Origin of the sequence: Actinoplanes sp. NPDC089786 (assembly GCF_040684855.1) — a bacterium.
Classification (GTDB): domain Bacteria; phylum Actinomycetota; class Actinomycetes; order Mycobacteriales; family Micromonosporaceae; genus Actinoplanes.
In genome coordinates, this window is sequence record NZ_JBFBGU010000001.1 from 968895 (window position 1) to 989423 (window position 20529).

The window sequence follows — 20529 nt, forward strand, 5'->3', positions numbered from 1 at the left end:
CCCACGCCTGGAGGGGGCGGCGTCGTGCTGGAGAGGGCACCATACTGTTAGCCGCCGCGGCGCCTGGCGTGGGCCGCCAGATCACACGCCGCGACTTCACGCGAAGGAGTTCCGTTGGCCACCCCAACTTCCCCGGTCGTCTACGTCGCGTTGGGTGCGCGCCGGATCCGGGCCGCACGGACGCTCGCCGCCGAACTGGCGGCCACCGGCCGGACGGTGCTTCTGGTGGTGGCCGATCTGCCCGAATGGTCCGGCGTTGAGGTGCCCGGCGTCACTGTCCGTAAGGTCGGCTCGGCCGATCCGGGCAAGGCGCTGCGGGTGGCGCGCAAGCTCCTGCTCTCCCGGCGGGGGCCGCTGGCCGGTGCGGGCCTGCTGATCGCGGGCGACCCCGAGGCGTCGCCGATCGCCGACGCCGCCCACCGGCAGTTCCCGGGTCTCGAGGTACGCACCGACGTGGTGACCGACCCCGGGCGCAAGCCCGCCGCGGCCGACGTGACCGTCGTCACACCCTGGTACCCGTCGCCGAACGACCCCTTCGCCGGCGCCTTCGTGCGGGCCACGACCGAGGCTGTCGGCAAGGAGGCCGGCACGATCACCACCCTGCACGCGGAGAACTGGTTCTACTCGCCCAAGGGCGTCACCGGGAAGCTGATCGGCGTCACCATCGAGCGCGAGCTGCGGCGCGACGCCGGCCTGGTGGTCGAGGACACCACCGAGGGCGAGCTGGTCCGGGCGGTCGTGCCCCAGCAGACCAGCGGCAGCTGGGCGACGTGGGGTCAGGAGCAGGTCGAGCGGCTGGCCGAGGCGCTGCCCACCGGCCGGATCGAGGCGCCGGTGGTGCACGCGCACACCGGGCACTACGCGGGCGTGGTGGCCGCGGCGCTGGCCCGGGACGACGCCAAGATCATCGTGACCGAGCACGCCACCTTCCTCGACCAGATCTTCGAGCACCGCGCGTCGCGCAACGCGTACGGCGAGATGCTCGCCCGCGCCGACCGGGTGCTCTGCGTCGGCCGGGCCCTGCTCGACCAGATCGTCGAGAAGTTCCCGCAGCACGAGAAGAAGCTCTCCATCGTTCCCAACCCGGTCGACTTCGACCAGTTCGCGGTCCGGCCGGCACCCCCCGCCGCCCCGCTGCGCTGGCTCTACGTCGGCCGGATGCTCGAGCACAAGGGCGTGCACACGCTGCTCGAAGCCTTCGCCAAGGTGGCCGCCGAGGACGACCGGGTGACGCTGACCCTGGTCGGCAACGGCAAGCTCGAGGCCCAGCTGCGCGAGCGGATCAAGGAGCTCGGCCTCGGCGCCCGGGTCACCCAGCTGCCCCCGGTCCGGCCCGAGGAGGTCACCGGGCTGCTGCACGAACACGACGTGCTGACCCACGCCAGCACGTCCGAGACGTTCGGGATGACGATCGTCGAGGCCATCGCCACCGGGACCCCGGTGCTGGCCGCCCGCAGCCAGGGCCCGGCCGAGACGCTGCACGGGCTCGATCACGTCGCCGGGCAGCTGTTCGAGGTCACCGAGGACCCGGACGAGATCGTCACGGCGTACCGGAAGCTGGTTGACGCCTGGGACGGCCTCGACCTGGCCGAGGCCCGCCGTCAGCTCCGCGAGCGCTACGGCCGCGAAGCGGTCGGCGCCCAGCTGCGTGAGATCTACCGCGAGGTGCTGGCCGGGCCGGCCGCCGGAACGACCGACGCGGTGGACGAGCCGGCCGCGCCGCCGCCGGTCACCACCGCCGAGACCGACCGGATCACCCTGGTCGCGATCGACCCGCCGGCCCCCCGGACGGCCCGCCGGTTCATCTCCGACCTGCGTGAACGCGGCTACGCGGTCGATGTGATCGCCTCCAAGCCGGACAGCTTCAAATGGTTCGCCGACGACGACGGCGTCAAGGTCTACGGCGTCGGCGAGGCCGAGGAACACCGGTTCCCCCATCGGCTGGAACACGTCGTGGTCAAGGGCTTCCCGCGCCGGGCGCTGGGCTACCTGCGGGCGCGGGCCAAGGACGTCCGCGACCCGATGCCGGAGGCCCTGGCGATCGCCGCGCAGCGCGGCCACAAGTACGTGGCCGACCGCGTCCAGGGGCGGATCTACAACCCGTACTACTCGGTGGTGCGCCCGCGCGTGATGTGGAAGATCGCCCGGCGCCGGGTGCTGCCGAAGCTCGACCTGCGACACACCCGGCGGATCGTGGTCTACGGCATCGCCGGCGTGACCATCGGCTGGGGCCTGGCCCGCCAGAACCCGTCGATCGTGGTGGGCACCGACATGTCCCTGCCCGAGCCGCTGCCGACCGGGCGCGCCGAGTCGTGACCGGAACGGCGCCCGATGTGACGGCGATCGTCGCCGTCTACAACACGATGCCCTACCTCCGCGAGACGCTGACCTCGCTGGCCGGGCAGACGATCGGGCTCGACCGGCTCCAGGTGATCGCCGTGGACGACGGCTCCACCGACGACAGCGGCGCCGAGCTCGACCGCTGGCAGCGCCGCTACCCGGACACCATCACGGTGATCCACCAGGCCAACTCGGGTGGTCCGGCCGCGCCCAGCAACCGTGCACTGGAGCAGGCCACCGGCCGGTACGTGTTCTTCCTCGGCGCCGACGACCACCTCGGCGCCGAGGCGCTGGAACGGCTGGTGCGCGCGGCCGACGAGCTGTCGGCCGACGTCGTGCTGGGCCGGCTCGTCGGCGCCGGCGGCCGCTGGGTCAGCCAGCAGATCTTCGACCCCGGCGACCGCGACGACGTCACGCTGACCAACTCGGCGCTGCCGTTCGCGCTGTCCAACACCAAGCTCTTCCGCCGCTCGCTGCTGGAGGAGCACCACATCCGCTACCCCGAGCAGCTGCGCTCCCAGAGCGACCAGCCGTTCACCATCCAGGCGGTGGTCAAGGCCCGGCGGGTGGCGGTGCGCTCGGACTACAAGTTCTACTACGCGGTACGCCGGAAGGACTCCAGCAACATCACGTACGGCACCCCGCTGCACGACCTGCTCTCCGACACCGCCGTCCTGATGGACCTGGCCGCCGACCTGATCCCCGACGCGGCCGCCCGCCACCGGGTCCTCCACCGGCACTTCACCTGGGAGGCCAGCAAGGTCCTCAACCAGCGGTTCCTCGACTCGATCCGGGCCGAGCAGAGCCGGGTGCAGGACGGCATCAAGAAGCTGGCCGAGACTTACCTGACCGACGACGTGCGCCAGAGCCTGGAGGCCCACCGGCGGCTGCTGGTCAGCGTCGCCCAGTTCGGTTCCCTGGACGACCTGATCACCGTCCTGGCCCACCACCTGGCCAGCAAGAACCAGCCGGTGATCGTCGAGGGCGAGCGGCACTACCTCGGCTACCCGTTCTTCCGCGACCCGGAACGCGACTTCCCGGACGAGTGGTACGACGCCACCGCCACCCTGGGCCCGCGCGTCCACCAGGCCGGCCCGGCCACCGTCCGGTGGGGACGCGACGCCGACGGGCGGCGCTCCCTCGTGGTCGAATGGCAGAGCTCGCTGACCGACCTGGACCGCACCGACGAGCCGCGCCCCCGGGTCTTCGCCGGCGATCACGTGGCCGCGAAGACCGAGATCCGCCCGGGCGGCGCCATCCGCGCCGACTTCATCCTCGACAACGTGCTCGCCGAGGACGTCCACCGCAAGCGCCGGGCGTTGCGCTTCGTGCGTACGGTGGGTGGCGAATTCCACAGCCTTCCGGTGACCGTGAGCGGCCGGGGCAAACCCCTGGCGCGTATTCTGCACCGTCGTGGACTGCGGATGTGGTCGGTGGCGCCGGATACGAACCGTGACGGCCAGCTACGCATCGTGGTCAACCCTGTGACACCGCGCCGGTTCGCCGGCGCCGTTCTGCGTCGGCTTCGCCTGCGCTAGGCCAATTCTGTCCGGCGCGACCGCGCCGCCCCGAGGAGGAAAGACCCCCGCATGAAGATCTGTGTCGTCGCCCTGGGCAAGATCGGGCTGCCGCTCGCCGTCCAGTTCGCGTCCAAGGGACACACCGTGCTCGGTGCGGATGTGTCGGAGCCCACCGTCCGCAAGGTGGCCGAGGGTGTCGTGCCGTTCCCCGGCGAGGCCGACCTGGACGTCAAGCTGAAGGAGGCCGTCGACGCCGGCCTGCTGACCGCCACCACCGACACCGCGTCCGCGGTCGCCCAGTCCGACGCGGTCGTGGTCGTCGTGCCGCTGTTCGTCGACGGCGACGGCAGGCCCGACTTCGGCTGGATGGAGTCGGCGACCAAGGACATCGCCCGCGGCCTCAAGCCCGGCACCCTGGTCAGCTACGAGACCACGCTGCCGGTCGGCACCACCCGCAACCGCTGGGCGCCGCTGCTCGAAGAGGGCTCCGGCCTGGTCGCCGGCCGCGACTTCCACCTGGTGTTCAGCCCCGAGCGGGTGCTCACCGGGCGGGTCTTCGCCGACCTGCGCAAGTACCCGAAGCTGGTCGGTGGCGTGGACGCCGGCTCGGCCCAGCGCGGCATCGAGTTCTACCAGGCCGTGCTCGACTTCGACGACCGCCCCGACCTGGACAAGCCGAACGGCGTCTGGGACCTGGGCTCGGCCGAGGCGGCCGAACTCGCCAAGCTGGCCGAGACCACCTACCGCGACGTCAACATCGGGCTGGCCAACCAGTTCGCCCGGTTCGCCGACACCATCGACGTCGACGTCAACCTGGTCATCGAGGCGTGCAACACCCAGCCGTACAGCCACATCCACCGGCCCGGCATCGCGGTCGGCGGGCACTGCATCCCGGTCTACCCGCGGCTCTACCTGTGGAACGACCCGCACGCGACGGTCGTCCGGGCCGCCCGCGAGGCGAACGCGGCCATGCCGGCGTACGCGGTCGACCTGCTCGCCGCCGCGGTCGGCGACCTGACCGGGCTGGGCGTGCTGGTGCTCGGCGCGTCCTACCGGGGCGGCGTCAAGGAGACCGCGTTCTCCGGGGTCTTCGGCACGGTCGAGGAGCTCAAGCGCCGGGGCGCGGTGCCCTACGTCTCCGACCCGATGTACTCGTCGGAGGAGCTGACCGCGCACGGCCTGCCGCCGTTCGAGGGTCAGGACCTGGGCGCGGCCATCCTGCAGGCCGACCACGCCGAGTACAAGAACCTGACCAGCGACGACCTGCCCGGTGTGAAGGTGCTGGTCGACGGTCGCCGGACGACGGACCCCGACAAGCTCGTCGGCATCCGCCGCATCGTCATCGGCGGTTAGGCACGGAACGATCGCGGGGCGAGACTCCGACCCCGCGATCGCCCCGTCGTTGAGATGGCCCGTGGTTTCTCACGCCCGCCGGGTTTGCGGGTGGCAGAAAAGCGCGAGTCATCTCAGCGGCATTTTGGGGGCGATCGCCGCGGAGCGGAGCCGGTCAACTCTGCGGGGGATTCTCCATGTCACGGGAGATGATCTCGCCGGACCAGTTCACCCAGGCCTTCGGGCGGGCTGGGTTGCCGGCGACCAGCTGGTAGGGCGGGACATCCTTGGTGACCACCGAACCGGCGGCGATCATGGCGCCCTCGCCGACCTCGATGCCGCAGATCAGGGTGGCGTTGGCGCCGATCGAGGCCCCCCGGCGGATCAGGGTCGGGGTGATCTTCCAGTCGGTGTTGTGGGCGCGCGGGCGCAGGTCGTTGGTGAAGACCGCGCACGGGCCGACGAACACGTCGTCCTCGATCGTGACGCCCTGGTAGACCGAGACGTTGTTCTGAATCTTCACGCGGCTGCCCACCACCGCGTTCGAGTCCAGGTAGACGTTGCGCCCGATGACGCAGTCCGCGCCGACGGAGGCCGAGGACCGGATGTGCGCGATGTGCCACACCTTGGTGCCGGCGCCGATCTGGGCGCCCTCCTCGACGTCCGCGCTCGCGTGCACGAAGTAATCCATCCGCGCATCCTCGCAAGCGTGCGCGCAACGGCCGTCACCGGGCGTCAGTCGCACACAGCGTGACCGGCGGATCACCCGGTTGAGTCCGACCTCTGACCTCGGGGGTGATCAGCGTGACCGCGGCCACTATCGTTCCATGGCATGACCTCCATCGCGCTGGCTGAGGAGCTGCTCCTCCTCGCTTACGACGACCAGACCGGCAAGGCGACTGGTTCCCGCATCGGTCTCGACCTCGGCATGGCCGCGGCCGTGATGGTCGACCTGGCGCTGGCCAACCGCGTCGCGTACGTGGACGGGTATCTCAAGGTCATCGACGACACCTCGGTCGAGGACCCGATCGCCGACGCCGTGCTGGCCAAGGCCGCGGCCGACGAGCCGCACACCCCGGCCCAGTGGCTTCAGCGGCTGCGCCACGGGCTGCGCACCCGGGTGCTGGCCGACCTGGTCGCCCGCGGCGTCGTACGAGACGTGGACGAGACCCAGATGGGCGTCATCCACGTGCACCGCTACCCGACGACCGACCCGGCGGTGGAGGCCGAGATCCGCAAGCGCCTGGCCGAGGCGCTGATCACCCAGGGCATGCCGGACGAGCGGACCGCGGCCCTGTGCACGCTGCTGGTGGCGGTGCGGATGGAGCCGGCGCTGCGGCTGCCCCCGGAGGAGGCGGCGCAGGCCCACTCGCGGCTGGAGGCGATCGCCAGCGGCGCCGGGTTCAGCGGCACCGCCAACCTGGAGGACTCGATCGTGCGGCCCAGCGTCGCGCTGGTCGTCGCCACCCTGGGCCGCGCCATCCAGGCCGCGCTAGGCACCCCCCGGCAGGTTTAGGCCTTATTTCACATTCGCTTCCGGGGCGTTCAGACTGTGCCCGAATGTGGAATGAGGCCTAGCGCTTTCGCCGTCTCGTCTTTCAACGCGGCCACGGCTTCGCTCGCGGCCGCGCGGTCCCCGGTCAGGGTCGCGGCCGTCGCCGGGCGGACCACTTCCAGGTACGCCTTGAGCTTCGGCTCGGTGCCGGACGGCCGGATCACCACCCGCGCCGACGCCGTGCTCAGCCGCAGGATGTCGTTCTCGGGCCGCAGGTCCTCGAACGTCATCGGTTCGCCGAGCAGGGTGGCCGGTGGCGCCCCGCGCAGGTGGGACATGGCCCGGCCGATGTCGGCCAGGTCGTCCACCCGCACCGAGAGCTGATCGGTGCGGTGCACGCCGAACTCCACGTCGAGCTCGGCCAGCCGGTCGGCGAGCGTACGCCCCTCGGCCTTCAGCCCTGCCGCCAGCTCGGCCACCAGCAGGGCCGCGGTGATGCCGTCCTTGTCCCGCACCAGGCCCGGGGCGACGCAGTAGCCGAGCGCCTCCTCGTAGCCGTAGGCCAGGTCGTCGTCGGCCCGCACGATCCACTTGAAGCCGGTCAGCGTCTCGCCGTAGGGGACGCCCCGGGCCGCGCAGATGGCCCGCAGCAGGCTCGACGAGACGATCGTGGTGGCGTACGTGCCGGGGGCGCCGCGGCGGATCAGCTGGTCGGCCAGCGCCGCCCCGAGCTGGTCACCGGTCAGCGGGGTCCAGGACCCGTCCGGCCCGGGCACGGCGACGGCGCAGCGGTCGGCGTCCGGATCGTTGGCGATGGCCAGGTCGGCGCCGGTGGCCGTGGCCAGGGCGAGCAGCCGGTCCATCGCGCCCTTCTCCTCCGGGTTGGGGAAGGCCACGGTGGGGAAGTCGGGGTCGGGTAGGGCCTGCTCGGCCACCACGTGCGGCGCGGGGAAGCCGGCGCGCTCGAAGGCCGCGGCGAGCACGTCACCACCAACACCATGAAGCGGTGTGTACGCCACGGTGAGCGCCCGGGGGCCGGCCGGAAGGGTGGCGGCCGCGCGGTGGACGTACCCGTCGATGATCTCCTCGCCGAGGACCCGGCCCGGACCGCCCAGCTCGACCGCCGCCAGCTTGTCGACGGCCTGGATGGCCGCCTCGATCTCGACGTCGGCCGGCGGCACGATCTGTGCGCCCGCGCCCGAGGTTCCGCCCAGGCCGGCGCCCAGGTAGACCTTGTAGCCGTTGTCCTGCGGCGGGTTGTGGCTGGCGGTGACCATCACGCCGGCCACCGCGTCCAGGGCTCGCACCGCGTAGGCCAGCACCGGCGTCGGCAGCGGCCGGGGCAGCAGCAGCGCCGCCCGGCCCGCGCCCTGCGCCACCTCGGCCGTGCGTTCGGCGAACGCCCGCGACCCGTGCCGGGCGTCGTAGCCGATGACCAGCGGCCCGTCCGCGCCCGTGCCGCTCAGCCAGCCGACCAGCCCGGCGGCGGCGCGCGTGACGACGGCCAGGTTCATCCCGTTCGGCCCGGCCCGCAGCCGCCCGCGCAGCCCGGCCGTGCCGAAGGTCAGTGGCCCGGCGAACCGGTCGGCCAGCTCACCGGCGCTGCCCGGCAGCCCGTCGAGCAGCGCCCGGATCTCGGCCCGCGCGACCGGGTCGGGGTCATCGGCGAGCCAGGCCTCGGCCCGCTCCCGCACGTCGTCAGTTGACATGCCCCGTGCATATCACGGCGCCGTCAGGCGAGCGCGTAGGAGCTGAGCATCTCGTCGAAGATCGGGGTGCTGTCGGCGAACGTCGCCTCGGTGGTGGTCAGGAAGAACGAGTACGCCTTGCCGTCCCGGATCACCGCGCCCCACTTGCCGTGCCGCCCCTCGGGGCCACTGCCGCAGGTGTATTCGAGCACCGCGCCGTCGCGGCCGGCGATGCTCTGCGGCTCGAGCGAGACCTGCTTGTAGGGCTTCGGGCAGTTGGTCGACCTGGTCCTGAGCGTGTTCTCGGCGACGCCGAGGAACTTCTCGGGCGTGGCCTTGGACGTCTCGACCAGGATGCGGACCTTGCGCAGCCTGTTCTTGGGATCGACGTAGTCGACCCAGGAGCCGCCGGACTTGCGGCTCCAGCCCTTCGGCACGTTCACGTTGATGCCGCGGTCGTGGTATTCCTGGGTCGGGAAGGCCGCGGGCGGCGGCGCCTGGCTCTGCTGGCCGGCCGCGGTCGGCGTTTTCGCCGGGTCGTCGCCGCCGGGGATGGCGATGACCAGGATCAGCGCGATGAGCACGACGAGCGCGCCGCCACCGGCGATCAGCTGCTGCTTCGGCGACCAGCCCTTGACCGTGGTGACGGCCCGGTCGGCCGTGGTCCGGACGGTGGCGACGGCGTTGTCGACCATCGCGCGCCGCTTGGCCGACGGGCTCTGCACGATCCGCCCGCCGCCGTACTGGTTGCCGGTCGAGGCCGGGGCGCCGTTGTCCCAGGAGCGGCGGGGCGGCACGACCGCGGTGGTGTCGCCACCCGCGGTCGGCGGACCCGGAGGCATCGCCTGGGTGCGATCGCTCTGGTCGACCTTGGCCAGGTGGCCGCTCAGCGAGTCGCCCGGCTGGAGCATCGCCCGGCCGCCGATCTGCCCGCTCGGCCGGGGCGCGTGGATCGGCTGGGTCTCCTGCGCCGGGGGCCGCTGGCTGGGCACCACCGAGTAGGGGTCGGTCGTCATGTGTGGCGGCGACTTGCTGGCCAGCGGGCCGGCGAGTTGCTGCCGGAGCATCGTGCGCGCGGTCTGCGCGTCGAACCGGCGGGACGGCTCCTTCTCGAGCAGGCCCATCAGGATCGGGTCGAGCGAACCGGCCCGCACCGACGGGGTCGGCGGGTCTTCGACGACCGCGTGCATGGTCTCGATCGGGTCGCCCTTGTCGAACGGCGGGCGGCCCTCGACGGCCGTGTAGAGCGTCACACCCAGGGAGAACAGGTCGCTGGGTGGGCCGAAGTCGTTACCCATCGCGCGCTCGGGCGAGATGAAGTGGGGTGAGCCGAGCACCATGCCCGGGGTGGTCAGCTGCACGTCGGTCGGCAGCTTGGCCACGCCGAAGTCGGTGAGCACGCAGCGGCCGTCGGTGCAGATCAGGACGTTGGCCGGCTTCACGTCGCGGTGCAGCACGCCATGGGCGTGGGCGACCTCGAGCGCGCCCAGCAGCGCGATGCCGATCTTGGCGACCACGCGGGGCGGGATCGGGCCGTCCTCGATGATCATGTCGGCCAGGCTGCGGGCCTCGAGCAGCTCCATGACGATCCAGGGCCGGCCGCCCTCGTGCACCACGTCGTAGACCTGGACCACGGCCGGGTGTTGCAGCGCGGCGGCGGCGCGGGCCTCGCGCATGGTGCGTTCGTACATCGAGTCGCGGTCGCTCGGCGCCAGGCCGGGCGGGAGGATGACCTCTTTTACGGCGACGTCGCGACGCAGCAGGGTGTCGGCGGCGCGCCACACCGTACCCATGCCGCCGTGGCCCACCGCGGCCCTGAGGGTGTACCGATCGCCGATGAGCGTGCCTGGAGCTGCGCGTCCGCTGGTGGGAGCGTTGCCGCCGCTCCACGTCGGAATCTGAGTCACAGAGATGCCACCGAGGGATCTAGGGGCCGGGGGACCGAACCCCGCTATCTTGCCGCTTCGTACCCCTTTTCGGAAAGTCGATGGGGCATTCGTTACGGTCCTGATGACGAGGCGTAAAGGCGTTGTCGCGCAGTGTCGACGACTAGTATCGGATCGTGGAAGCTGAATCCGGATTCACCATCAAACCGGTGTATAAGGAGCTTGTTTCCGGCGATCTCGGCGAGCCGGGCGAGTTTCCGTACACGCGCGGTGTCTATCCGACCATGTACACCCAGCGACCATGGACGATGCGGCAGTACGCGGGCTTCGGCACGGCCGCCGAGTCCAACGCGCGCTACCACCAGTTGCTGGCCAACGGCACGATGGGCCTGTCCGTCGCGTTCGACCTGCCCACCCAGATGGGGTACGACTCGGACGACGCGATCGCGCACGGCGAGGTCGGCAAGGTCGGCGTGGCCATCGACTCGCTCGACGACATGCGCCGGCTCTTCGACGGCATCCCGCTCGACCAGGTCTCCACGTCGATGACGATCAACGCGCCCGGCTCGGTGCTGCTGCTGCTCTACCAGCTGGTGGCCGAGGAGCAGGGGGTGCCCGGGTCGGCCCTGAACGGCACGATCCAGAACGACATCCTGAAGGAGTACATCGCCCGGGGGACGTACATCTTCCCGCCCAAGCCGTCGTTGCGCCTGGTCTCCGACACCTTCGCCTACTGTCACGCCGAGATTCCGAAGTGGAACACCATCTCGATCTCCGGCTACCACATGGCCGAGGCCGGCGCGACTCCCGCGCAGGAGATCGCGTTCACCCTGGCCAACGGCATCGAGTACGTCCAGGCGGCGATCAACGCGGGCCTGGCCGTGGACGACTTCGCGCCGCGCCTGTCGTTCTTCTTCGTGGCCCGCACGACGCTGCTCGAAGAGATCGCCAAGTTCCGCGCGGCCCGCCGGATGTGGGCCCGGATCATGCGCGACGACTTCGGCGCGACCAACCCCAAGTCGATGATGCTTCGCTTCCACACCCAGACGGCCGGGGTCCAGCTGACCGCGCAGCAGCCCGAGGTGAACCTGGTGCGGGTGGCGATCCAGGCGCTCGGCGCGGTGGCCGGCGGCACGCAGTCGCTGCACACCAACGCGTACGACGAGGCGCTGGCCCTGCCGACCGAGAAGTCGGCGCGGCTGGCGCTGCGGACCCAGCAGGTGCTGGCGTACGAGAGCGGGCTGACCGGCACCGTCGACCCGTTCGCGGGCTCGTACGCGATCGAGGCGATGACCGACGAGGTCGAGCGGATCGCCAACGAGCTGATCGAGCAGGTGTTCTCGTACGGGTCCGCGGTCGAGGCGATCGAGCAGGGTTTCCAGAAGCAGGAGATCGAGACTTCCGCGTACCGCATCGCCAACCAGGTGGACGGCGGCGAGCGGGTGGTGGTCGGGGTCAACCGGTTCGTGGCCGACACCGAGGAGCGGTACGAGCCGTTGCGCGTCGACCCGGCGATCGAACGGGGTCAGGGCGAGCGGCTGGCTACGCTGCGTGCGGAACGGGACGGCCCGGCCGTGGAGAGCGCGCTGGCCGACATGGCGAAGGCCGCGGAGGGTACGGAGAACGTGTTGCCGTACATGAAAGAGGCGTTGCGGCGGCGTGCGACCGTCGGGGAGGTCTGCCACTCGCTGCGCGGGGTGTGGGGGGTCTACCAGCCGGTCGAGCGGTTCTGATGCCTTTTTCCAAGTTCGCTTCCGGGGCGTTTTGGCTGGTGGGGAATTTGGAAAAGGGCACAAGGTCGTCACCTGGGAGGGGGATCACCCGTTGGGTGGTCTAGGCTGTCGCGCCTCAACGGACTATTGCCGAGGGAACTGTGACCACTGTGCTGACCGTGCCGGAGGGCACAACCGTGGGTGATCAACCGGGTCCGCTGCCGGGCCGGCTCGACCACTGGCTGGCCGCCCGAGGCGCCGATCTGGTCACGTTCCGTCGCCATCTGCATGCGCACCCGGAACCGTCACACCACGAGTTCGAGACCGCCGCGCTGATCGTCCGCGAGCTGACCGCCGCCGGGCTCAAGCCGGAGCTGCTGCCCAAGGGCAACGGCGTGCTCTGTGACATCGGGACCGGCGACCGGGTGATCGCCTTCCGCGCCGACCTCGACGCGCTCCCGCTGCCCGACATCAAGGACGTGCCGTACCGCTCCACGGTGGACAATGTCACCCACGCCTGCGGGCATGACGTGCACACCACCGTGCTGCTCGGCCTCGGCCTGGCACTGGCCGAGCTGGAGCGGGAGGGCGCGCTCCCCGGCCGGATCCGGCTGATCTTCCAGCCGGGCGAGGAGAGCATCCCGTCCGGCGCCCCCGAGGTGATCGCCGCCGGCGCGATGAAGGACGTCGCCGCGATCTTCGCGCTGCACTGCTACCCGCAGCTGCCGGCCGGCCTGGTCGGCGTGCGCTCCGGCCCGTTCACCGCGGCCGCCGACATGGTCGAGGTGACGCTGACCGGCCCGGGCGGGCACACCGCGCGGCCCCACCTCACCGCCGACCTGGTGCACGCGCTGGGCCGCGTCGTGGTGGACGTGCCGGCCCTGCTGGACCGCCGGGTCGACCCGCGTGCCGGGGTGTCGATGGTGTGGGGCGCGGTGCACGCCGGCGAGGCGGCCAACGCGATCCCGGGCACCGGCTACGCCCGCGGCACCGTCCGGATCCTCAACCGGGAGGCCTGGCGGGCGGCGCCCGACCTGATCACCAAGCTGATCAAGGACGTGGTGGCGGCGACCGGGGCCGAGGCCGAGGTGACCTACACCCGTGGCGTGCCGCCGGTGATCAACGACCGGATGGCCTCGGCCGTGGTGGCCGGTGCGGCCGGCGCCGCGCTGGGCGCCGACCACGTCGTCGAGGCCGAGATCAGCATGGGCGGCGAGGACTTCTCGTTCTACCTGGAGCACGTGCCCGGGGCGATGATCCGGCTCGGCACCGGCACCCCGGGCAGCGACATCCGCCACGACCTGCACCGGAGCGACTTCGACGTGGACGAACGCTGCATCGGCCACGGCGTCCGGGTGATGGTGCACACCGCCCTGGCCGCGCTGGCCACCGGCGCCTTCTAGTCGTCTCCGGCCGCCGCGGCCACCGCGGGCTGGGGCGTCGCGGTCGCCGGGGCCACCACGGTCCGGCGGCGCCGGCGCAGCGCCCAGATCAGCAGCCACACCGGCACGCCGACCACGATCAGCCAGGGCAGCAGCGCGCCGAGCACGGTCACCAGCACGCCGAGCGAGGCGAGCAGCGCGTTCCAGCCGCCGCGCAGGCCGGCCAGGAAGCCGGGCGGCTCGTCGCCGGGCGGCCCCACCTGCGCGGCCGGGCTGAGCAGCACCACGGTGATCGTGGAGAGCGCGGTCAGGTCGGCCAGGCGGCGCTTCTTGGCCTCCAGCGAGGCCAGGTCGGACTCCCGGGTGGCCACCTCGCGCTCCAGCATCACCAGGTCGTTCAGCGACTTGGCCTGGCCGAGCAGCCGACGGCCGCTGTCCACCCGGGCCTGCTGCACCTTGATCCGGGCGTCGAGGTCGACGGTCTCCTCGGTGACGTCCTGGGTGTTGATCTCCCGGGACTCCTCCTTGCCGTCCTTGCCCAGCTTGGCCAGCTGGTCGACCACGCCGCTGAACTTGCCGGCCGGTACGCGCAGGGTGAGCGTGGCGTTGGCGCCGCCGTTGTCGCTGTTGCGGTTGTCGCCGCCGACGAAACCGCCGGACCCGGCCGCGATCCCGACCGTGCGGGCGGCGGCCTCGTTGACGTTCTCGACGCGCAGCGTGATCGACCCGGTGTAGATGATCGAGCGCTGGTCGACGCTCAGGTCGGGCGCCTGGGCCGGCTCGTTCTTGCCCTCGGCCGGCGCGACCTGGGCCTGGTCCTGGGCCCCTTGAGCCGGCGCGGCCTGCTCGTTCGGCTGGGCCGGCGCGACCGCGGGCGCCCCGCCCGAGTCGCCCCGGCTCTCTGAGGCGGCGTTGTCGGCCGAGTCGGCGCCGCAAGCGGTGGTGGTCAATAGGAATCCGGCCGCGAGCGCGGCCGTGATCAGTCGTGTGATACGCATGGCATCCTCCGAACCCCGTTTCGGTCAGCGCGGGTCAGACGTGCGGCACACGCTGTGCGGTTCCGGCAGACTGCGGGTTGAGGAGTCACGATTCGGCTGCGGAGGGGTCCCGTGCAGATCACGAAGTTCACGCATTCCTGCCTGCGCATCGAGGGCGACGGGGTGCTCGTCGTCGATCCCGGCGGTTTCAGCGAGCGGTCCGCCCTGGCCGGCGCCGACGCCGTCCTCATCACCCACGAGCACCCCGACCACCTGGACGTCGAGGCGGTCACCGAGGCCGTGCGGCAGCGGCCCGGCCTCACGGTGTTCGTGCACCCCGACGTGCTCCCGAAGACCGAAGCGTTCGCGGCGGCGGTCACCACGGTCGAGCCGGGCGCCGAGTTCCTGGCCGCCGGGTTCACCGTGCGGGCCTTCGGCGGGCAGCACGCGGTGATCCATCCGGACGTCCCGCGGATCGCCAACATCGGCTATCTGATCTCCGACGGCACGGCCAACCTCTATCACCCGGGCGACTCGTACCACGTGCCCGAGGGCACGACGGTGGAGACCCTGTTCGTCCCGCTGCACGCTCCGTGGGCCAAGGTGTCCGAGACGATCGACTTCGTGCGTACGGTACGCCCGGAGCGCGCCTTCGCCCTGCACGACGGCCTGCTCAACGACAACGGGTTCGGCATCTACCAGGGCCTCATGGACCGTCTCTCCGGCACCACGTACGCCCGCCTCGCGCCGGGCAGCACCATCGGCTGATGGCGGCCGCGACCGACGCCCTGATCCGGCGGATGTACGAGGACCCGCCGGACGGCTTCGTCGCGGCCCGGTCCGCGGCGATCGCCGCGGCGAAGAAGGCCGGTGACACCGCCGCCGTGAAGCGGCTGACCGCCCTGCGCAAACCGACCGTGGCCGCCTGGCTGGTGAACCTCCTGGCGCTGCGCAAACCGGAGCTGATCGACCAGCTGGTCGAGCTGGCCGAGGCGTTGCGGGTGGCCCAGCGCACCCTGAAGGGTGACGAGCTGCGTGAGCTCTCCACCCAGCGCCGGCAGATCGTGTCGGCGCTGGTCGGCGAGGCCCGCAAGCTGGCCGTCGCGCGCGACCGCGGGCTGGCCGGCAAGCTGCCGCTGGGCGAGGTGGAGGCGACGCTGAGCGCGGCGATGGCCGAGCCCGACGTCGCCGAGCAGGTGCGCACCGGGCGCCTGGTGCGCGCGGCCTCGTACGCCGGCTTCGGTGAGGTTCCGCGTCCCCGCCTGCGCCTGGTCACCGATCTCGAGGAGTCCACCTCGGAATCTTCTTCGGACGCCGACGAGGACTCCGAGGACGATGACGAGGACGAGCCGGCGATCTCCGCGCGGGAGCGTGCCCTGGCCGACCGCCGCCGCCGGGAGCACGAGGAACGCCGCCGGAACGTCAAGAAGGAGCTGACCGCGGCCCGATCGGCCGAGAAACGCGCCGACGACCAGCTCGAGAAGGCCGAGTCGGCCGAGCGTGACGCGGGTCATGCCGTCGAGGACCTGGACAACGAACTGGCCGAACTGGAGCGTCGCCGAACCGAGGCGCAGGCCGAGGTGGGCCGCCGCAAACTGGCCCGGCGGACCGCGGAACGGGAGGCCGCGGCCGCGCGGCGCCGGGTCGGTGACGCCGAGGCGGCGCTGGAAGATCTGGATTCCTCCACCCCGGACTGATGTGCACATTTCCGAACGGGTTCCGGAAATCTCGGTACGGGCTGTTGGGGTGATTTTCAGGATTCACGCGTAGAGAGCAGAATCGCCACGTGACCCCCGAACAGGCCGCCGCCACCGCCCGACCGGGACTCGCGAAGCTCGTGGGCGCGTTCGCCGAGTCGCCGCAGACGCTGCGGCGTGCCCGGCTGCTCGGGTTGTCCGGGTGGGCCTACCACGTGTCGGCCCGCGCGGGCGCGCTCGGCGACGTGCGGCCCGAGACGGTGACCGCGGCGATCGGGTTCATCGCGCCCGAGGCGGTCACCGACGGCTGGGAGGCGACGGCGAAGACCTCCGAACCGATGGAGGTGGCCACCTGGCACCTGCACGAGCTGTGCCGCTGGGGCGCCGACGAGCTGGGCGGCTTCCCGCGGGTGGGCCGGCTGCTCGAGCTGTCGCGGCGGGTGGTGTCCGCCGTGGACGCCGCCGGGTTGCCGCTCTTCGCGGCCTGGCGGGCCATGCCCCTCCCCGATTCCTCACCCGGCGCGCTCGCGGCCGTCCAGTTGCACCTGTTGCACGAGCACCGCATGGGTGTGCAGGTGGTGGCGATCAGGGCCAGCGGCCTCACCCCGCTGGAGGCGATCATCGCCGGGCCCGAGGGCGAGACCGGCGCGGTGGCGTTCGGGTGGCAGCCGCCCTACCCGCCGGCCGGCCCGATCGTGCGGCGTCTCATGTGGGCCGAGTCGGTGGCCGACGCGCTCGCCGGGCAGGCCTTCGGGGCCCTGAACCGTGAGGAACGGGTCGAGCTCTGCGGCCTGCTCGAGTCCCTGGTCCATCGCCTCACCTCGTAAACACCTACCGACCAGGGCGCTCGTGTGGTCGGATGCTCTGGTGAACGCGCTGCCCGCCGGCTGGTCGACCCGCCGGCCCACCCTTGACGACGTGCCCGACCTGGTCAAACTGACGCATGCCAGCGATCTGGCGGCGGTCGGCGAGCCCGACTTCGGCACCGACGACGTGCGTGAGGCGCTGACCGACGCGAACACCGACATGACCGTCGACTGCTGGGTCGCGCTCGACCCGGACGACACCATCGTCGGCTGGGCGTACCCCCACAATCCGACCGGCGGCGGCCGCGACTTCATCGAGGTCTACACCTGGCCGGGGCGCGGCGAACCGTCCCAGCGGCACCTGCTCGACCTGATCCTGGCCCGGGTGGCGGAGCGGGGCGCGGCGTTCGGCCACGACCCGTACGAGGTCCGGGCCGGCGCCATCCCGACCGAGCACGAGTACATCGCCGCGCTCACCGACGCCGGCTTCGAGTTCCACGCCCAGCACGCCCGGATGTCGATGTCCCTGCGGGGCGTGTCCACGACCCCGCCGGAACCGCCCGAGGGCGTGACCGTGCGGGTGCTCGACCACGAGGACGAGGCCGAGCTGCGGCGGTTCCACGCGGTCATCCAGGAGGCGTTCCGCGACTCCGACCACCAGGCCACCGAGTTCGGCGTGTGGATCCAGCAGGTCCGGGCCCAGTCGACGGTGACCTGGTCGGAGTGGTTCGTGGCCGAGGTCGACGGGCAGATCGCCGGGGCGTTGCAGTCCGCCGACGGTGACGGTTCGGCCGAGGACGAGGGCTGGGTGAGGTCGCTCGCCGTGCTCCGGGCGTACCGGCGGAGGGGTGTGGGTGAGGCGCTCCTGCGCCGAGCCTTCTCGACCTACGCCGCGCACGGCCGGGCCCGGGCCGGTCTCGGCGTGGACATGGCCAACCCGACCCGGGCGGCGCGCCTCTACCGCGCGGTCGGCATGCACCCGCTGTACGAGGCCAACATCTACCGCCGCCTGGCCTGAGGGTCAGGCCTCGGGTGGGGCGGTGCGGGTCGGACGCTGGCGGAGGTCGCTGACGTAGTCGTCGGGCGCGCCCGCCTTCTCCGCCGCGTTCGCGATCTCGGAGAGGTACCAGGCGGTCGGCATGCCGCCCTCGTACCCGTCGAAGACGTAGACCCACGCGGTGAACTCGCCCTCGAGCGAGGCGACACGGACGGTGAGCTTCTGGTACTTGCCCGCCGTCACCCCCTCGACCTCGTCGAGTTGCGCCGCGTCCCACGGGTGGACGTCGTAGACGGACACGAAGACCCGATCGCCGGGTGACTCGACGATCGTCGTGACCGACCCCTCCCAGCCCATTTCCCCCTCACCGGCAAAGGTGAGGCGCCAGCCTTCGATCCACCCCACGCCAACCATCGGCGAGTGCGGACAGTAGGCCCGCATGCGGGCAGGGTCCAGGTTCGAGCCATACGCGGCGTAATGACGCACGGCGATGACGATAACCGGAGAGGCGGGTGGGGGAGAATACGAGGGGTGCGTGTCGGCAGGCATGCCACGTATTTTTTGGAGGTTTGATCCCTGTGACCCGGATTGTGATCATCGGCGGCGGGCCGGGCGGGTACGAGGCGGCCCTGGTCGCCGCGCAACTCGACGCGGACGTGACCCTCGTCGAGGCCGACGGGGCCGGTGGCGCCTGCGTTCTGTCCGACTGTGTCCCCAGCAAGACCTTCATCGCCAGCTCCGAGGTGGTCACCGGCTACCGCAACAACGAGAGCTTCGGCGTCAGCGGCCCGGGTCTGGACGGTGTCACGGTCGACGCGGCGGCCGTGAACACCCGGGTCAAGAAGCTGGCCCTGGCCCAGTCCGGCGACATCCAGGCCAAGCTGATCAAGGCCGGGGTCGACGTGGTGACCGGCCGGGCCAAGCTCGGCGAGGACACCCTCGGGCACACCCACCAGGTGCTGATCACGCCGGCCGGCGGCGAGCCGTACGCGGTGGATGCCTCGACCGTGCTGCTGGCCACCGGCGCCACCCCGCGCGTGCTGCCCAGCGCGGTGCCGGACGGCGAGCGGATCCTCGACTGGCGGCAGGTCTACGACCTGGCTGAGCTGCCGGAACACCTGATCGTCATCGGGTCGGGGGTGACCGGCGCCGAGTTCGCCAGCGCCTACCTGGCGATGGGCGTACCGGTCACCCTGGTCTCGTCCCGCGACCGGGTGATGCCGCACGAGGACGCCGACGCCGCGATGGCCATCGAGCGGGTCTTCCGTGAGCGCGGCATGACGATCCTCAACCAGTCCCGGGCCGAGTCGGTCGTCAACTCCGGCGACGGGGTCACGGTCACGCTGTCCGACGGCCGGGTGGTCGAGGGCTCACACGCGCTGATGGCCGTCGGGGCGATCCCGAACACCGCCGACCTGGGCCTGCCGGAGTACGGCGTGCTGGTCTCGGACGGCGGCCACGTGACCGTCGACCGGGTGTCCCGCACCAACGTGCCCGGCATCTACGCGGCCGGCGACTGCACCGGCGTGCTGCCCCTGGCCAGCGTGGCCGCGATGCAGGGCCGGATCGCGATCTGGCACGCCATGGGCGAGGCGGTGGCGCCGTTGCGGCTGCGTACCGTCTCGGCCAACGTCTTCACCGACCCCGAGCTGGCCACGGTCGGCGTCACCCAGAACGACGTGGACGCGGGCCGGGTGCCGGCCCGTCAGGTGATGTTGCCGCTGACCGGCAACGCCCGGGCCAAGATGGCCGGGCTGCGGGACGGGTTCGTCAAGCTCTTCTGCCGGCCGGCGACCGGCCAGATCGTCGGCGGCGTGGTGGTCGCGCCCAAGGCGAGCGAGCTGATCCTGCCGATCACGATGGCGATCGAGAACAACCTGACGGTCGATCAGCTCGCGCACACCATCACGATCTACCCGTCGCTGTCGGGGTCGATCGCCGAGGCGGCTCGCCAGCTGATGCAGCACGAGCTGCAGTAGCTTTCTCTTCCTTGCGCCCGCCGAAGAGGGCCAGGATCCAGCCGGCCGTGCCGAAGATCACAGCGGCGGTGGCGGCGATCGCGAACAGCCGCCACGCCGACTGGGTCACCGCGGTGCCGCCGATGTGACCGACCAGCCCGCCGTAGGTGGCCCAGGCCACCGCGGCGGCGCCGTCGTAGGCGATGAACAGCTTGATCGGGTAGCCCCGGCGGCCGGCGTGGTAGCCGCCGGCCATCCGCCCGCCCGGCACGAACCGGCAGAGCAGCAGCACCAGCGGACCGGGCCGGCGCAGGCCCCGGGTGAACCGCTCGGCCGCCCGCTTGGTCCGCGACGGGTGGTCCTCGCCGTCCTCGTCCTGCTTGGGCCCGAACCGGGCGCGTAAAGCGGACAACCGATCACCGAGCCAGTGGTTTCCGACGTGACCGGCTGTGCGTCCGAGCACGAACGCGATCACGTCGCCGGTGAACATGCCGAGCGCACCCACCGCGATCACCAGGGGCAGTTCGAGCCCGCCGTACACGGTGAGTGCTCCCGTGGTGATCATGATGGCCTGGATCGGTACCACCGGGATCACCGCGTCGACGGCCAGGAAACCGAAGAGCGCGAGATACACCCATGCCGGTGTCGCCATGGCGGCCAACAGATCGGTCATCGGGAAATGCACCTCACGGCAATCGGCGTCACGTCATTTTGCGTCCGCACCCCTGTGAAGGCGCTG

The 20529-nt window shown here is 71.7% G+C and carries 17 protein-coding genes; 11 read left to right on the forward strand and 6 right to left on the reverse strand.

What is annotated here, in order from left to right; all coding sequences use genetic code 11:
• Positions 1–114 precede the first annotated feature (114 nt).
• Genes AB0O15_RS04705 through AB0O15_RS04715 form a run of 3 tightly spaced genes read left to right on the forward strand, consistent with a single transcriptional unit; the run spans position 115 to position 5213 of the window.
• Positions 115–2316: a glycosyltransferase family 4 protein gene (locus AB0O15_RS04705; protein WP_364314002.1), complete on the forward strand. Its 2202-nt coding sequence runs from the start codon at positions 115–117 to the stop codon at positions 2314–2316.
• 17 nt (positions 2317–2333) lie between these two features.
• Complete coding sequence (locus tag AB0O15_RS04710) at positions 2334–3878, forward strand: glycosyltransferase (protein WP_364314005.1); 1545 nt, start codon at positions 2334–2336, stop codon at positions 3876–3878.
• 51 nt (positions 3879–3929) lie between these two features.
• Entirely contained in the window at positions 3930–5213 is a 1284-nt protein-coding gene (locus AB0O15_RS04715; protein ID WP_364314008.1) for a nucleotide sugar dehydrogenase, read from the forward strand.
• 154 nt (positions 5214–5367) lie between these two features.
• Here the strand turns inward: AB0O15_RS04715 and AB0O15_RS04720 are convergent, their stop codons facing one another.
• Positions 5368–5883, reverse strand: a complete 516-nt coding sequence (locus AB0O15_RS04720) for an acyltransferase (protein ID WP_364314011.1) — start codon at positions 5881–5883, stop codon at positions 5368–5370.
• A gap of 141 nt (positions 5884–6024) precedes the next feature.
• Between AB0O15_RS04720 and AB0O15_RS04725 the strand changes: the two genes are divergently transcribed.
• Positions 6025–6708 carry a GPP34 family phosphoprotein gene (locus tag AB0O15_RS04725; RefSeq protein ID WP_364314013.1) on the forward strand — a complete coding sequence of 228 codons (684 nt, stop codon included), beginning with the start codon at positions 6025–6027 and terminating at the stop codon, positions 6706–6708.
• A gap of 29 nt (positions 6709–6737) precedes the next feature.
• Here the strand turns inward: AB0O15_RS04725 and AB0O15_RS04730 are convergent, their stop codons facing one another.
• Together AB0O15_RS04730 and AB0O15_RS04735 are read right to left on the reverse strand one after the other, a co-directional pair.
• Positions 6738–8396 (reverse strand): phospho-sugar mutase, encoded by a 1659-nt coding sequence (locus AB0O15_RS04730; RefSeq protein WP_364314016.1) that lies wholly within the window; start codon positions 8394–8396, stop codon positions 6738–6740.
• A gap of 23 nt (positions 8397–8419) precedes the next feature.
• A complete protein-coding gene (locus AB0O15_RS04735) occupies positions 8420–10282 on the reverse strand; it encodes a protein kinase (protein WP_364314019.1) in 1863 nt (620 codons plus the stop codon).
• 155 nt (positions 10283–10437) lie between these two features.
• Between AB0O15_RS04735 and AB0O15_RS04740 the strand changes: the two genes are divergently transcribed.
• Both AB0O15_RS04740 and AB0O15_RS04745 read left to right on the forward strand, forming a co-directional pair.
• Positions 10438–11994, forward strand: coding sequence for a methylmalonyl-CoA mutase family protein (locus AB0O15_RS04740; protein WP_364314021.1), 1557 nt, complete (start codon positions 10438–10440; stop codon positions 11992–11994).
• 140 nt (positions 11995–12134) lie between these two features.
• Entirely contained in the window at positions 12135–13376 is a 1242-nt protein-coding gene (locus AB0O15_RS04745) for an amidohydrolase (RefSeq protein ID WP_364314024.1), read from the forward strand.
• On the opposite strand, the gene AB0O15_RS04750 is transcribed toward AB0O15_RS04745, so the two are convergent.
• Complete coding sequence (locus AB0O15_RS04750; protein ID WP_364314027.1) at positions 13373–14353, reverse strand: DUF4349 domain-containing protein; 981 nt, start codon at positions 14351–14353, stop codon at positions 13373–13375. The genes AB0O15_RS04745 and AB0O15_RS04750 overlap by 4 nt on opposite strands.
• Positions 14354–14464: 111 nt before the next feature.
• Here AB0O15_RS04750 and AB0O15_RS04755 point away from each other — a divergent pair, with 111 nt between their 5' ends.
• The 4 genes from AB0O15_RS04755 to AB0O15_RS04770 all read left to right on the forward strand — a co-directional run bounded on the left by AB0O15_RS04755 (position 14465) and on the right by AB0O15_RS04770 (position 17853).
• On the forward strand, positions 14465–15100 hold the full coding sequence (locus AB0O15_RS04755; RefSeq protein ID WP_364314030.1) for an MBL fold metallo-hydrolase: 636 nt from the start codon (positions 14465–14467) through the stop codon (positions 15098–15100).
• Positions 15100–16029 carry a hypothetical protein gene (locus tag AB0O15_RS04760; RefSeq protein ID WP_364314033.1) on the forward strand — a complete coding sequence of 310 codons (930 nt, stop codon included), beginning with the start codon at positions 15100–15102 and terminating at the stop codon, positions 16027–16029. Before AB0O15_RS04755 ends, AB0O15_RS04760 begins: the two co-directional genes overlap by 1 nt.
• Positions 16030–16118: 89 nt before the next feature.
• Positions 16119–16856: a hypothetical protein gene (locus AB0O15_RS04765; protein ID WP_364314036.1), complete on the forward strand. Its 738-nt coding sequence runs from the start codon at positions 16119–16121 to the stop codon at positions 16854–16856.
• A 40-nt stretch (positions 16857–16896) separates the two neighbouring features.
• Positions 16897–17853, forward strand: a complete 957-nt coding sequence (locus tag AB0O15_RS04770) for a GNAT family N-acetyltransferase (protein ID WP_364314038.1) — start codon at positions 16897–16899, stop codon at positions 17851–17853.
• Positions 17854–17856: 3 nt separating this feature from the next.
• Here the strand turns inward: AB0O15_RS04770 and AB0O15_RS04775 are convergent, their stop codons facing one another.
• The gene (locus AB0O15_RS04775) at positions 17857–18318 is read right to left on the reverse strand and encodes a gamma-glutamylcyclotransferase (protein ID WP_364314040.1); all 462 of its coding nucleotides are present in this window, start codon (positions 18316–18318) and stop codon (positions 17857–17859) included.
• Between the two features lie 92 nt (positions 18319–18410).
• On the opposite strand from AB0O15_RS04775, the gene AB0O15_RS04780 reads away from it, so the two are divergent.
• On the forward strand, positions 18411–19811 hold the full coding sequence (locus AB0O15_RS04780) for an NAD(P)H-quinone dehydrogenase (protein WP_364314043.1): 1401 nt from the start codon (positions 18411–18413) through the stop codon (positions 19809–19811).
• Here the strand turns inward: AB0O15_RS04780 and AB0O15_RS04785 are convergent.
• Positions 19738–20463, reverse strand: coding sequence for a DedA family protein (locus tag AB0O15_RS04785; protein ID WP_364314046.1), 726 nt, complete (start codon positions 20461–20463; stop codon positions 19738–19740). The genes AB0O15_RS04780 and AB0O15_RS04785 overlap by 74 nt on opposite strands.
• Positions 20464–20529: the final 66 nt, after the last annotated feature.